Annotated in this window: 10 protein-coding genes; 3 read left to right on the plus strand and 7 right to left on the minus strand. The window is 44.1% G+C overall.

The window, feature by feature from the left end; all coding sequences use genetic code 11:
• Positions 1 to 5 precede the first annotated feature (5 nt).
• Entirely contained in the window at positions 6 to 794 is a 789-nt protein-coding gene (locus tag B5F87_RS11370) for a macro domain-containing protein (protein ID WP_087281112.1), read from the minus strand.
• A gap of 170 nt (positions 795 to 964) precedes the next feature.
• Between B5F87_RS11370 and tnpA the strand changes: the two genes are divergently transcribed.
• The 3 genes from tnpA (at position 965) to B5F87_RS11390 (ending at position 2,301) form a co-directional block, all read left to right on the plus strand.
• Positions 965 to 1,369: an IS200/IS605 family transposase gene (tnpA, locus tag B5F87_RS11375; RefSeq protein ID WP_242964421.1), complete on the plus strand. Its 405-nt coding sequence runs from the start codon at positions 965 to 967 to the stop codon at positions 1,367 to 1,369.
• 232 nt (positions 1,370 to 1,601) lie between these two features.
• Positions 1,602 to 1,988, plus strand: a complete 387-nt coding sequence (locus B5F87_RS11385) for a hypothetical protein (RefSeq protein WP_143405247.1) — start codon at positions 1,602 to 1,604, stop codon at positions 1,986 to 1,988.
• Between the two features lies 1 nt (position 1,989).
• Positions 1,990 to 2,301: a transposase gene (locus tag B5F87_RS11390; RefSeq protein WP_087281117.1), complete on the plus strand. Its 312-nt coding sequence runs from the start codon at positions 1,990 to 1,992 to the stop codon at positions 2,299 to 2,301.
• Between the two features lie 152 nt (positions 2,302 to 2,453).
• Here B5F87_RS11390 and B5F87_RS11395 read toward each other — a convergent pair whose 3' ends face one another.
• The 6 genes from B5F87_RS11395 to B5F87_RS11420 form a co-directional block, all read right to left on the minus strand.
• A complete protein-coding gene (locus B5F87_RS11395) occupies positions 2,454 to 3,074 on the minus strand; it encodes a hypothetical protein (protein ID WP_087281119.1) in 621 nt (206 codons plus the stop codon).
• Positions 3,075 to 3,150: 76 nt separating this feature from the next.
• The gene (locus B5F87_RS11400) at positions 3,151 to 3,852 is read right to left on the minus strand and encodes a hypothetical protein (RefSeq protein WP_087281121.1); all 702 of its coding nucleotides are present in this window, start codon (positions 3,850 to 3,852) and stop codon (positions 3,151 to 3,153) included.
• 105 nt (positions 3,853 to 3,957) lie between these two features.
• Positions 3,958 to 4,575, minus strand: a complete 618-nt coding sequence (locus B5F87_RS11405; RefSeq protein WP_087281123.1) for a hypothetical protein — start codon at positions 4,573 to 4,575, stop codon at positions 3,958 to 3,960.
• A gap of 301 nt (positions 4,576 to 4,876) precedes the next feature.
• Positions 4,877 to 5,026 carry a hypothetical protein gene (locus tag B5F87_RS21000; RefSeq protein WP_158097032.1) on the minus strand — a complete coding sequence of 50 codons (150 nt, stop codon included), beginning with the start codon at positions 5,024 to 5,026 and terminating at the stop codon, positions 4,877 to 4,879.
• A 244-nt stretch (positions 5,027 to 5,270) separates the two neighbouring features.
• The gene (locus tag B5F87_RS11415; RefSeq protein WP_087281128.1) at positions 5,271 to 13,130 is read right to left on the minus strand and encodes an isopeptide-forming domain-containing fimbrial protein; all 7,860 of its coding nucleotides are present in this window, start codon (positions 13,128 to 13,130) and stop codon (positions 5,271 to 5,273) included.
• 303 nt (positions 13,131 to 13,433) lie between these two features.
• A partial coding sequence (locus tag B5F87_RS11420; protein ID WP_158097033.1) for a chitobiase/beta-hexosaminidase C-terminal domain-containing protein occupies positions 13,434 to 13,925 on the minus strand: 492 nt, incomplete at its 5' end.

Raw genomic sequence — 13,925 nt, forward strand, 5'->3', positions numbered from 1 at the left:
CTCCTTTAATCCGCTATATATTGATAAGCATTTGGTTTAGAGCCAAAATGCTTACCATCATTAGAAATGATAACTTTAGCTAAATAGCCCAACTTTCTGGATATTTCTAAAAAAGAATCTGCAAATGTTTGATACTCGGTAGGGATATCTTCTTTAGTAATAATCCCTCCGTCTCTTATAAAATTCCATAAATCACAAATCTGAGAATTATCCATTTCTTTCAATTCTTTAATATCATGAGAATTAATCCAATTAGAAAATCTACATTGAAATTTCTCAAATCCTGTTAAACCGGCCTCTCCATTCAGCCATTGATCTATTTCTGTTTGATTCAAATGTTCTGGCACCGGATCATTATAAATATCAACATAGATATAAATTTGTAAAGGGATACCCCTTAAATATTTTTCCATTAGTGGACGAACATCATCCCAATTTAGATTTCCATTTCCACACCCCAAGCGAGGAAAAGCAATTGAATCGGCCCCTAATCGATCCCAATTATCCCTAAATTTTATTAATCCTTTTTCAATATAATCTAATTTTGAAGGATTTCTCCAATGTTGTTTTGTAGGAAAAAGCAAAACCCATTTTTTATTTTTTTTCCATAAAAATAAAGAACCAACTGTCATTTTTTTTGTATCGCATAAATTCTTATACGCCACAAACATTTCAGGATATCTCTTCTTAAATTCTAAAGCAACTCCTTTACCCATAACACCTACTGTATTAACGGTGTTGACTAGAACTTTTGCAGGGCTTTCAAATAAATCTCCTTTTACATAAGTAATCATAATTCTTCTTCCTTTCTTGTTAAATAGGATACCATATTTTTATCATAGTTCTCAATATTTTTCTTAATTTCTACCCTCCCTGTTTTGATTTTTTGTACATCCAATATGAAATAAATACTTATTATATATTTAAGAATAAGAGCGGGAATTCCCGGTTACTTGTATCCGGGATGAAAGCGACCAGATTCCAGTATCTATATTATAGTTATCCTATGAGTAAATATATTCACGCAAGGATTTGCGTTTACAATCTGAATTACCATATCGTATGGTGTGTCAAATACCGCAGGAAGGTCTTAGATGAGGAAATCAGTTCCCGTCTGTATGGGATCATCCAGGAGATTGCTCAGGAGAAAGGGTTCCACGTTGCCACATGTAAGGTAGGTGATATGGACCATGTACACTGTTTCCTGTCCCTCCCTCCAAAGACGTCTGTGACCCAGGCTGTCAAATACTTAAAGGGGATCAGCGGGAACCGGCTCTTTACCGAGTTCCCTTCCCTCCGGGAACGGCTATGGAAGGGACAGCTGTGGAATGGCAACTATTTTTGCGGAATCCATCGGCTCCACCAGTGAGGAAAACGTCCTGCGGTATATTGAGTGCCAGAAAAATTGCCAGCGGTAGCGTCAGGGACAAGGAGGAGGTTCTTATGGGAAAGAAGTTCGCCGGACAAATGGATAGGGGGAAAGCAGGGGCCGTGGAACAGCCGGCCTATCGGTTTGAGGGCTTCCCATCCCAGGGACAGGTACACCTCCTTTCCCAATTTATAAGCTCTGCCCGGTTCTTATGGAACCGGATACTTGCTGATTGGAAGGGATGGACTCCCTTGCCCTTGCCAATGTACAGCGGAACTTCCAGCGGGTAGTAAAAGAATTCTTTTCCGGAGAAAAAGGATGCCCGAAGTTCGAGAAGAAGCATGCCTACCCGGATACGTACACGACAAACCTCTCCAACCGGAAACAGCCGAACCTGCGGCTCTCCGGCTGCCTGTTAAAACTCCCGAAGGTCAAAGACCCGATGCGCCTGCTGGTCCACCGCAAGGTCCGGAAAGGTGGGCTGTTCAAAAACTGTACCGTGACCCTGGGACCGGACGGCCGGTGGTATTTCTCCCTGCTCTTTGAGTACCCCAAGCAGGAGGTTCCCAAGAAGGCAGCAGGGAAAGGACCAGGGGGGATGGAAAGCCATCGGGCTTGACATGTCCCTGCCGGAACTGTATGTGGATTCGGACAGCAGTACGCCGGCATACCTAAAACCGTACCGGAAGCTGGAACGTAAGATCGCCCAGGAACAACGGAAGCTGTCTCGGATGGAAAAAGATTCCAGGAACTACACGAAGCAGCTCGGGAAAATCGCGAAGCTCCATGCGAAAGCCAAGCACCAGCGGGCCGACTTCCTCCATAAGCTGTTATACCGTCTCACAAGCCATTATGACATCATCTGCATCGAAGACCTTGACATGGCAGCGATGAAAAAAGCCCTCTCTTTTATTGTTGCAGCCATGGCATAATATGTCACCCGGTCAGACAGGAATAACCGAAGATCTCGGATCTGGCTTTCGGGTCGGTGAAGGTTTCGGAAGCTCGGTAACTTGTTGCCGAGTAGTTCACAAAGTTAATTTCACTTTCAAAAATACCTCGCCCATGGTGGACGAGGTAAATGTTACTTTGTATAGTAATTAACAACCTTCTGTATTATTTTCTTATCTTTACACCTTGTATCTTTTGCAATCTGCCGGATCAATTTTTCATCGAATATTTCAAAACTTTCTGCGTAATGGATCCTCCGTTTCCAGGATGGGTGCGTGCAACTATCTCGATCCTTTTTCTTTTGGGATCGTTTAAATTGCATAGCAGTTATAAGACGGGAACGGCTTTGCTCCAACATCTTATCTTCTGCCCCAAAGTCTGCATGTATCTCATTGACCCATGCAATGAACCGTATATTGAGGAAATGTCGGAACGGGCTTATGTCCTTTCCTTCTTGGTGAGTCAGCTCATGTCCGATGGTACACAGAAATGCATTCTTAACATCCGCATTGTCCCCGCGCAGTATAAGATAGGCTGCCCATTCCTGATAGACACGGATTGGGGAGGATTGAAAGAATCCTGCACAGGCATTCAAAATATTGCCGTTATAAGAATCGAACACAAATTTTATGTGAATATTTTTCTGTGAAAATGACCTTTCGATATCAACAAGTCGTTGTTCTGTATCCTCGGGGAATGGGATACCCCATTGGGCGGATCTCTTTTTAATATACTTCACTATTCTTTTATCCATTTTCTCCCTTTCTGTCGCTTTATTTCCTTAATTATGAAACAATTTCCGGAAAAATAGCAAGAGAAAAAAATGTGGATCACATGACAATTACCAATATTAATTCAATCAGGGTAACAAAAACCATCGGCTTCACAACATAATATTCGTCAAAACTACTGTGGAACCGCAGGATACATTCATGGAAATAAGGAAAAAGATTCCATAAATGAAAACCAAGACAAACCACAAGGATAATTCTGAAAACAGCTATGGGTAGGAAAGAAGTTCCCAATAATACCAAAATATGAATGAGGGAACGAATCCATGTCGGGGCAGGTTCACCACCAAACGATTTCTTCTTTACAAAGTTCTCAAACAAGGAAAGAAAAGCAAGGAAAAAACACACAGCAATACAGATACGCATCAGGAACAAGTGACCAGCGGAAGCAAAAAAGCCGGTGAGGATAGCAACTCCAAAAGGGATATTGCCAAATACGGCGGAAAATAAATCCCAAGGCTTCTTTTTCACCATTCCGTAAACAAACCAGACAAGAAACAGGATGAGGTTACAAGTTATTATGGCGAAAAGATATTGAGGAAAAATATTGCGGAAGAAAATGATTCCAGATAAAACCGCTAAACAGTTTCCCAGTAACATCGTCACAGAAAGAGCTGCCGCATATTTTTTGGATTCTTTTTGTCCGTGATAATAATGGTCGCTATTTTCTCCAATATAAAGCAGTCCGAAAATAAACCATAAACACGTCAGGACAAATACTGTAATAAAATACTTCACCATAGTCAGATCATCTCCTATCTCTCAAAAAATACATTGTATGTATTTAATATGATAAGAGAATCTATTGCAAAAAAAATCCCGCCCATTTCGGGCAGGGAGTGAACGTCATTTCGTATAATGATCAATGACTTTCTGTATCAACTTTTTGTTTTTGCACCTGGCGTCTTTTGCAATCTGCCGGATCAATTTTTCATCGAATGTTTCAAAGTTTTCTGCGTAATGGATCCTCCGTTTCCAGGATGGGTGAAGACGGTCATCTTTGTCTTCCCCTTTTTTGGAGCGCTTGAAATTCATGGAATTGAGCAATAATTGGCGATTGCCATGCAAAAATTTATTTTCGGATAAAAAGTCCGCATATACCTCATTGACCCAAGCCACAAATTTAACAGAAAAGAGATGAAGATAAGGCGGTATATATTTTTCTTTGTGGGCTAACTCATGCCCCAAAGCAGCCAAGAATGCATTTGTTACTTCCTCATCATTACGCATGAGCAAATAAGCTATCCATTCTGAAGAAAAAATAACCTTTGAGGAACGGAATAAACCGGCATTGGCATTCAATTTTTCCGGATGTTCAAATCTTTTCGCTGAAAAGCCAATATTTGCGCCTCTTTCCTTGTATTTCTTCTCAATAGCCTTGATAGCCGCTTCTGGGGCAGCTGGCAAATTTATGCCCCATTCCCGTGAACGTTTTTCTAAATGTCGCAGTACTTTTCTTTCCATCAGATAAATAAACTCCCAAGTGAAACAACAAAACTAATATACCTAATCGATAAAGAGAGATTTTTGAAATTATTTCCATTATACTTTTTGTAAAAACAAATAGCAAGGAAAATATTTTCTCTCAAAACCAAGAGATAAATACTGCGACATTTTGTAGAAAAGAAGAATAACAAGAATATAAAGAAAATAATTCATAATTAATCAGAATAAAAATGATAGAATCAAAACAATGATTTCCGATATAGTTATCACAAAATAATACCGCAAATAAGAAAGATTTTCTGGATCATCCGACTTGAGATTAAGGCAGAACCGGAGAAACATATAAGTAAAGTTTGCAATAATACATATCAGTAAAATAATGCGGAAGGGCATGATACCCAAAAAAGTTGCTATCATAAGCAAAAAGAAATTGGAACTCACTGGCGATACCGAACTTCTGATAAGCCATTGAGTTTCCTCTTTACTCTTTTTTGGAAAAAACTTCAATTTTAGTAAATAAATAATGTAGATTGCAAGTAAGACGATAAACAGCACTCTCACAGTAGAAAGATAATCTTTAAACAAAAAATCGAAAAGAGTAATTGAATACATTCTCATTTTAATCCCCTTAATATTTAAAATACCCCGCCCATTCCGGGCGGGGTTCGTATGTTTAGATTGCTGCTTCAGGGAGAAGATTTCCCATTCTGCGTTTACAGTTTCAGTCCGGTGTTGCCTTTAGCCGCTTTTTTCTTATAGAAGTATACGCCGCCGGCAACAACAAAGATGATCACAGCAGCGATCAGGACACCGATCAGGATATCGGAGGTCTGTACACTGCCAGAACCTTTGTTGCTTCCACCGGATGTTCCATTGGATCCACCAGATTTATCAGAGCTGTCTTTCGACTTATCTGTTTTGTCTGTTTTATCTGGTTTATCCGGTTTCGTGATTTTGACAGTATTGGAATCACCTGCCGGGTCTGTGTTATCCGAAGTCACTGTGACAGTGTTCTTCACATCCTCACCGATGAGGGATTTGTCTGTGAATGCCACATCGTAGGTTACTGTCATAGACTGTCCGCCTGCCAGGGATGCACCAGTAGCAATAGTAAATCCGTTGCCGGACTCATTCATGGTGATCGATACCGGGGTGATGGCATTGCCATCCGGTCCAGTCACTTTGATACTGCTCTGGTCGATCGTCATACCCGTTGTATCAAATGCGTCTGTGATAACGACATTTTCAGCCGTGGTATTTTCCCGATCGTTGGTGACAGTGATGGTGTAAGTTCCGGTCTCCTTGCGCTCGTAAGAATCCTTATCAGATGTCTTTTCCACAACAAGGCGGGCTTTTTCACCTTTATCTACATTGACTTCTTTTTCCGTTTCTACCCATGGGTTTAACGGATGGTCGACCTCATTGGTCGGAACAAAGGTGCCCGGATCCCATGTAGATGGATCCTGTGGGTCTTCCTCTCCTGCCGTCTTCACAAGCGCCACGTTCTTGATGGTATCCTCTTCGGCCGCATCTGCATTAACGGTCACCTGGAAGCTGACATCTACTGTCTCGCCTGCCGGGATAAGATCAACGACAAAGGATACATACTGTTTCTCACCAATAGTGACAAGCGTTCCACCGGAGCCGTTCACGTAAGTGGTCAGTGCCGGGATCTCATCCAGTACCAGGACATTGGATCTCTCCTCTGCGCCTGTATTGGTAAGGGCGATATGGTAAGTGATCGTATCGCCAGCTTTTACGACAGTGCCATTAGCTGGATCCGCTGTCTTTAATGCGGTAAGCCCCTCTTCCACGATCACAGGTGTCACTTCGTTATCTGTTTCAGCCTGTGCGTTGTCCGATTTCGCTTTTGCGATATTCTTCACAACCTGTCCTGCGAGGGATTCTGCTTCAAAGAGGACATCGTAAGTCACAGTGATCGACTCATCATAGTTAAGGTCCATGCCGGTTTCGATGTAGTAAGATGTGTCTGTCGCTGTGATAGCAACAGCATCTGTCACATCAGCACCGTCCGGTCCATAAACACGGATAGTATCGGCAAGGATCTTCGCACCTTCGATCTGCAGCTCATCTTTGATGACGATATTTTTTGCAGTCTTATCTGGGCGTGTCTGTTTTGTCGTTACGGTGTAATGTCCCGTTTCCCCAACCGCATAAGTATCTTTATCCGATTCTTTTTCGATTGCCAGGGTCGGGATACCTTCATCAACATCGACCTCGTGCTCATCATCTACCCATGGGTCTAATGGATGTTCTGTTTCATTTGTTGGCACAAACAGATCCGGATCCCAAGGGTTTTCTGGGGTCTCTTCGGTGGACGGCTGTACCAGTGCCACGTTCTTGATGATATCATCTTCGGTCGCCTGGTCAGAAACAGTTACCGTAAAGGAAACAGTTTCGGAAGCGCCAGCAGCAATGGATGGAATCGTAAAGGTCACATAATCGGTACCGTCTACATTCATGATCTCGCCGCCGGAACCTTCTACATAAGTGGTAAGTGCCGGGATTGCATCCATGATATAGACATTTGCCTTATCTTCTGTTCCATTGTTTGTCACAGTGATATGGTAAGTGATGTCCTGTCCTGCTTTTACAACAGCGCCTGAAGCTGGATCTGCGGTTTTTACTGCTGTCAGGTTTTCTCCGACATCAACAGGGATCACTTCATTATCGTCGGTGACAACTGCGTTATCGGATTTCGCCTTTGCTGTATTGATGACGCTTTGTCCAACAAGGGAACTCTCAGTGAACGAAACATCATATGTCACAGTGATCGTCTCACCGTAAGCCAGATCCCGTCCTGTTTCGATGTAATAAGAGGAGTCTGTGTACTCAATCTTCACATCACTGGTAATGTCTGTACCTTCGGTATCCAGTACATGGATGGTATCACCTAACAGTTTGGCCCCTTTATCATCCAGGGAATCCTTGATGACGATGTTCTTTGCGACACGATCCTCGGTTGCCTGTCCGACAACAACGGTATAGTGTCCGGTCTCACCGATCTCATACACATCTTTATCAGATGTCTTATCGATCGTCAGGGTCGGTGCCTGTACCTCTACAATGTTATCATCCTCTACCCAGATGGTCAGTGGATGGGTGATCGTATTGGTCGGAACAAAGGTTTCCGGGTTCCATGTGGTATCAGCAGCCGGGTCATCCCCACCTGCCAGACGTACCAGAGCGGTATTTGCCACCTGTCCGGATGCTGCATCCGTTACTGTCACAGCGAAGGAAATACTCTGTTCCCCGCCTGCCGGCAGTGTATCGATGGTGAAGCATACGTAATTCATGCCGCCGATCTCTTTCAGCTCGCCGCCGGATCCTGCGACATACTCTGTCATAGCCGGAACCTGATCCATCACAAGGATGTTGGAGAGATCTTCTTCCGTCACGTTTTTCGCTGTGATGGTGTAAGTGATCTGCTGTCCTGCTTCTACTACAGTACCCGGAGCCGGGTCAGAATTCTTTACGACCTCAAAGAGGGCATTGCCTTCTTCGTCTGTGTAAGTGACTGGTGTCACGTCGTTTTCTGTTGTAGTCGTCAGGTTATCTGCAGTTGCCTGTGCGACATTGCGTACCGTATCATTTGCGGATTCGGAAGTGAATGTCACATCATAAGTAACGATAAACTTCTCCCCGTAAGCCAGGTTCATACCAGTATTGATCTGGTAGCTGGTCTCGTCGGATGTGATCTCTACCTTATCGGTCAAGTCGTTGCCATCCGCGTCCGCCAGTTTGATGGAACCTTCTACGATAGAAGCACCTTTATCCTCAATAGAGTCCCTGATCACGACATTCATAGCAGTCAGGTCTTCTTTGGTCTCCGTCACTTCTACAGTGTAATGTCCAGTGTCATTCACATCGTAAACTTCCTTATCAGAAACTTTTTCGATGGACAGCTCCGGAGCTTCTACGGTGACGGTATTTGTATCGGAATCACTACCAATATCTGCCGTAACATCAACGGTGTTTGGAACTTCCTGTCCAACTAAGGATTCGTCATCAAAAATCACATCATACGTTACAGTAAATGTATCTTCTTTTGACATATCCATACCAGTTTTAATAGTATATCCAGTCTCATCGGCAGTGATCTCTACCTTATCAGTGATATCATTTCCGTCTGTGTCAACGATCTTGATGGTATCCGGCAGTAACGATGCGCCTGCGATACCCAGTTTATCGGAGATGACGACATTTTTCGCTACAGCATCCTCTGTTGTCTGACGAACGACTACCGTATAGTGAGCAGTTTCGCCTAAGCTGTAGATATGCTTATCAGATGTTTTCTCGCCATCTGGTGTTGGCAGCGGCACTTTTACGGTGTTGTCTGCCTGTACTTCTTCTGCATTATCCGCATGGGATTTTGCGATATTCTGCACATCGTCATGACCGGCCAAAGCGGCATCTTTGAAAAGGACATCATAAGTCACTGTAAAATATTCATTCTGTGCAAGATCGCGGCCCGTATTAATGACATAATTATCACCATTGGCGATAATTTTCACAGATTCCGTGATATCTGTACCTTTTGTATCTGCAATTTTGATATTGCTGATCTCAGTACCGGAGATTGCCATAGCATCCTCGATCACGACATTGCGGGCAACTGCATTATCTGTCATCTGAGTCACCTTAACGTTATAATGTCCGGTATCCCCAACATTATATACCTGTTTGTCAGATTCTTTTGTGATCTCCAGACGGGCATCCGGATCAGTGACGGTTACGGTTTCTGTGGACTGTTTTTCCGGTGCATTGCTGCCCCAGGTTAAAGCAGTATTTGTGATTTCCTGTCCAATCGCATCAGCACGCATGGTAGCAGTATAATCAACCGTGATCTTGTCAGAATCCGTAATGTCCAGGCCGGTTTCGATTGTGAAACCATCCTTCGCTTCTGTGTATGTGATCTTCACCTGATCTGTGATATCCTGATCATTCAGCTTTACAACCATGGAATCCGGATCGATCTCTGCGAAATCTGCCTGAGCAAACTGGTCTTTGATGATGACATCTTCTGCCGTTACGCTCTCCCGGTTCTCTGTGACTTCGATATGGTAGTTGACTTCTTCTCCATAATAATAGGTCTTCTTGTCTGCTTCCTTACCGATGTCAAGATCCGGAGGGTTCGGGGTGATGGATTCATCTGTCGTAACCTTCAGTGCTTCGTCAGAAACAGCAGTAGCCACGTTATCGATCTGTTTTCCAGCAAGGTCTTTATCCGTGATGATCATCTGGTATTCGATCCGCATGGAAGTTTCTTTCGTTACACCAATGTAATCCGGGTTCCAGGAATCCTGTTCTTCCGGTGCTTTTCCATTGGCAATATCCCAGAGACTGTAGTTGGCATCTTTGACCAGATGTTTCTTTGTCGTCAGTTTAAACTGATTGTTCTGGATATCAGAAGAATAATTTTCTTCTGTCTCTTTGATGACTTTTCCATCGGAATCCATTAATACGATGCTTGCTTTCTGCAGCTTCACACCTTCTGTCAGGATATCATCGGTGAACACAAGGTTTCTCGCGATGGTACCAGTCTGACGGTTGCTGACATCGATGGTATATGTCACGGTATCGCCTACCGCATAGTCCTCGCTGTCGGCTTTCTTGGTGATCACCAGACGCGGGCTGTTGATATAAACGAGAGCGTCAGCCTTGACGGTCTTATATTTGCCGTCCACTTTGACGATGTTCGCTGCTGTCGCAGTGGCGGTGTTACGGACTTCCATACCGTTGACATCTTCTGTCGCTTTTGCGGTATATTTGATCGTCAGCTTGCTTCCAGCTTCAAGGTAAGTGTCGTTTAACACGAAACCGTTGCCGCTCTTTGTCAGCGTGATGACCGGAGTCCGGTCTTCGGTCTCATTATATTTATCCTCGTTGAGCTGGTTGGTCACATCATCTGTACCCGCAACGTGGTACTTGAAGGTGGTGCCATCCCCGCCGGCGGAGGTAAATTCTTTCTCGGTGCCGTCCTTAGCTGTCTCTACGATGGTAATATCATCATAGTTTAAGATCATGCCATCCGGCAGTGTCAGGTCATTGATGACTACATCTTTAGCCACAGTGCCATCTACGCCAGAGGAAGTGACATCGACAACATACTGGACTAACTCATTGCCGGTCTCGTCTTCGTAAACACGGAACTCATTGTCAGCACGGTTGTCATTCTTTTCCTCTTTATACGGATTGACATACTTCTTATTGATCGCAAGATCTGCAGTGTTGATGTAATACTCGGAATCATCCTGTACGGTCGCTGCATTATCGCAGGTTGCTGTTACCACGTTCTGCTGCTCCTTGCCGTTGCCGTTATCATTGGCAGTAGCGGTGAAGGTGATGGTCGCTTCAGAGTCCGCCGGCATATGGTTGATGGTAAATACCCAGCCGTTGTCGCCGGATTTCTGTTTTTCCGTGGTGATGTTCCGGGTCTCCACTTCGTTCCTGAGATCAGGGTTTAACTGGTTCGTCGGGTCAGCGGTGCCAGCTACATGGTAATCCACGGTCTTCGGCAGCCCGGTGATCTGTACAGAATCATAGTTAAGGGTCATGCCGTCTGGAAGGTTATCAGTAACGACAACGTTGTTGGCAACGCCTTTTGTGTTTTTCACTTTTACGGTAAAGGTGGCCTTTTCTCCAACCTCATACTCGTATTTGTCGGATACCTTGTCAATGGTGATCGCTGCGGTATTGATATATGTCTCCGCATCGTCATCGGCATGGCCGGAAGCGTTCTTGATGTTCATACAGGTTGCGCTGGCTGTGTTATACAGCTCTTTGGCGTTTCCTGACTCCAATGCCTTACATGTCACGGTGACAACCAGTGTCTCATTCGGGTTTAAGACCGCCGCATTGACGGTGATGTTCTGCCCGGATACGCTGTTTGTGGCTGTGACACCGGAGGTGGATACACCAGTGATCTGTAATTCCGATGGGATCGCATCGGTAAAGGCTACTTTGTATGCCGGGGCACCCGGGGTGATATCTGTGACCTTCATGGTGTACGTCACGGTATCGCCGACTTTATATTCATACTTATCGGCTACCTTATCCAAAGTCAGCTCTGCCAGTGGGATCTGGACGGCTGTTGTGGTCTGGTCGGTATCGTTGCTGTAAGTACGTCCGCTGCTCACTGCTGTGACATGTCCTTTGTTCGTAAACACCAGGTCTGATCCGGACTGATGGTTATGTCCGGCTGCGTTCATCGCGGTCTGCACGTCTTTGACGGACACGTTGATATCCATCGAGATTTCTTTCCCATTGCCATTTCCATAGAAGGAAGCGTCATTGAGGATCGTGGAGTTTGCCGTCGCCACGACATTATTCCCAGCGGTCGAGATACTGAATGAGCTTGTCACATCATCGCTTCCGCTATAGATCCGTACTGAATTGATCTGTAAGCAGGTATCGATCTGGTCGCTCATCACGAATGAATCGTAATAAAACTTTTTGACTTTACCCGACGGGACCATCTGGGTCACAGAATAGGTCCAGGAATTAGCGGTGCTCTCCACACGGTTCTGTCTCACATCAGTCTCTGCGCCGGCAGTCTTATCCCACTTGATATTGTCGGTATCGCTCACGACTTTAAACGGCGCCGGGGTTGCGATATCCGCCATGGACTGCGCGGAGAATGCAAAGTGTGCCCAAGAAGTCATTGTTCCACCGTTATTTGTTGATCTGGTATGTTTACTTCCGTAAATGAATTTATAGCTGGAAGCAGAATAGGTACCGCCGGCAGCCGTCTTTGCAGAGAGAGCCAGATCACTGGCAGAATCATACTCCTTATCATCCGGCTCAAAATAGATGTTCAGATTGTTTTTCTGTACATAATTGAGCACGGACTTTGGATGTGCATACTGATTGATGGTCTTATTTCCGGAGGAAAATCCGAAATACTGATTGGCATCAATATCAGAAACTGTGAAGTTACTGTTGACTGTATATGGGGTGTTAGTCCCAGCTACAAAGTATTCCACGGTCATCTGCACTTCTTCTACACCAAGGATATTGATGGACGGTGTAGCACTGGTATTCTGCAGCCAGATATAGTTACCATCATTTCCGTTGGTTTCGATATCACTCAAAGTAACTTTTACATCCACCATATCATAGGCTCTCTTTTGAGTGTTATAGATCCGGAAATTTGTTCCGGTCCAGCCGCAGGTGTTATTCTTTGATGCATCGAAAATGTAGAAGTTGGACAAGTCCATGCTGTCTCCACTCTCTGCATACTTTTTCCTACAGGCTTCGCCACCATCCCTGTCCTGGGTACCGAACGGAGTCACTACAGTGCTACTTGTCGTTCTTACCTTAAAGCCATAAGCATCGTCTACCACGAAAGCCTGAACACCATCATCCGGATCATAGGAAGAATATTCGCCTTTGTTATCTCGGAATGAATTCATCCCATCTCCGCCTTCATGAACTGGATCATTCCCACTAACACCAACCGCATAGGCTGGAATCACAGCGGTAAAGACCATGGCAAAGGCTAACAGGAACGATACAACCGAACGGAAGATTCTCTTTCTCTTTTTCGTCATAAAACCTGATTCCTTTCTTTACAATGTTTAGTTTTCAAGGTACAAGGGGTATCAAAGTAAAACTGGCGGATCTCTCATCAGACCACTCCTTTCTTCTTTTTCCGGGGAAAAATATGCGTTCCCCGCCGTCGCTATCGAAAAAGGGAAGGAAAATTCCTTCGCTCTGTTCTTTCGACGTATTTAATATGAAAATAATGTGTTCTGGAATTTTAAAAAGAAAAAAGCCGGGGATTTCCCGGTATCGATTGATATGAAAAAGAAAAAAGCGGAACTGAGTTCCGCTTTCTGATAATGATGTTTGATTTAATCATCGTAGACACCATCATTAGTATAAAGATGACCATTTGTAAAATAATCTAACGCCACCAGTTTTCCATTTTTATAAATGTGAATCTTGATCGTTGGAGTCTGGGAAGTCATCTTAAAATGAACTTCGTTACCAGCGTCTGTGCTGTTGATCGTTGGAGTGCTGCCATCGGTAGTATAAGTTACCTTAATGCTGGCATCGTTTTTGTATTTATCCTGTCGCACGATATCGTAATAACAGTAAAATTTTCCATTCTCTGGAACTGAACGAATTCCCCAATCATCCAAATACTCAAATACAGCTGATGCACTTGGGTAGGAAATTGCAGCACTATATCCAGCTTTTTCTCCACTATTCCGTACTAAACCATAATCTTCATACTTCTGGTTCAGCGCCGCTTCCTGCTGCTTCACTTCCTTATCCGTAACAACCGTGATCGGAGTGTTATTGTTGTTATTATTGGACGTATTGCCCTTCGCCGGTTTCAC

This window comes from Eubacterium sp. An3, from assembly GCF_002159465.1.
GTDB classification, from domain to species: Bacteria; Bacillota; Clostridia; order Lachnospirales; family Lachnospiraceae; genus Anaerobutyricum; species Anaerobutyricum stercoris.

Coding starts and splice junctions, on each gene's coding strand:
- B5F87_RS11370 (WP_087281112.1), bottom strand. CDS start 794: ATGATTACTTATGTAAAAGGAGATTTATTTGAAAGCCCTGCAAAAGTT.
- tnpA (WP_242964421.1), top strand. CDS start 965: ATGAAAGCGACCAGATTCCAGTATCTATATTATAGTTATCCTATGAGT.
- B5F87_RS11390 (WP_087281117.1), top strand. CDS start 1,990: ATGTCCCTGCCGGAACTGTATGTGGATTCGGACAGCAGTACGCCGGCA.
- B5F87_RS11395 (WP_087281119.1), bottom strand. CDS start 3,074: ATGGATAAAAGAATAGTGAAGTATATTAAAAAGAGATCCGCCCAATGG.
- B5F87_RS11400 (WP_087281121.1), bottom strand. CDS start 3,852: ATGGTGAAGTATTTTATTACAGTATTTGTCCTGACGTGTTTATGGTTT.
- B5F87_RS11405 (WP_087281123.1), bottom strand. CDS start 4,575: ATGGAAAGAAAAGTACTGCGACATTTAGAAAAACGTTCACGGGAATGG.
- B5F87_RS21000 (WP_158097032.1), bottom strand. CDS start 5,026: ATGGCTTATCAGAAGTTCGGTATCGCCAGTGAGTTCCAATTTCTTTTT.
- B5F87_RS11415 (WP_087281128.1), bottom strand. CDS start 13,130: ATGACGAAAAAGAGAAAGAGAATCTTCCGTTCGGTTGTATCGTTCCTG.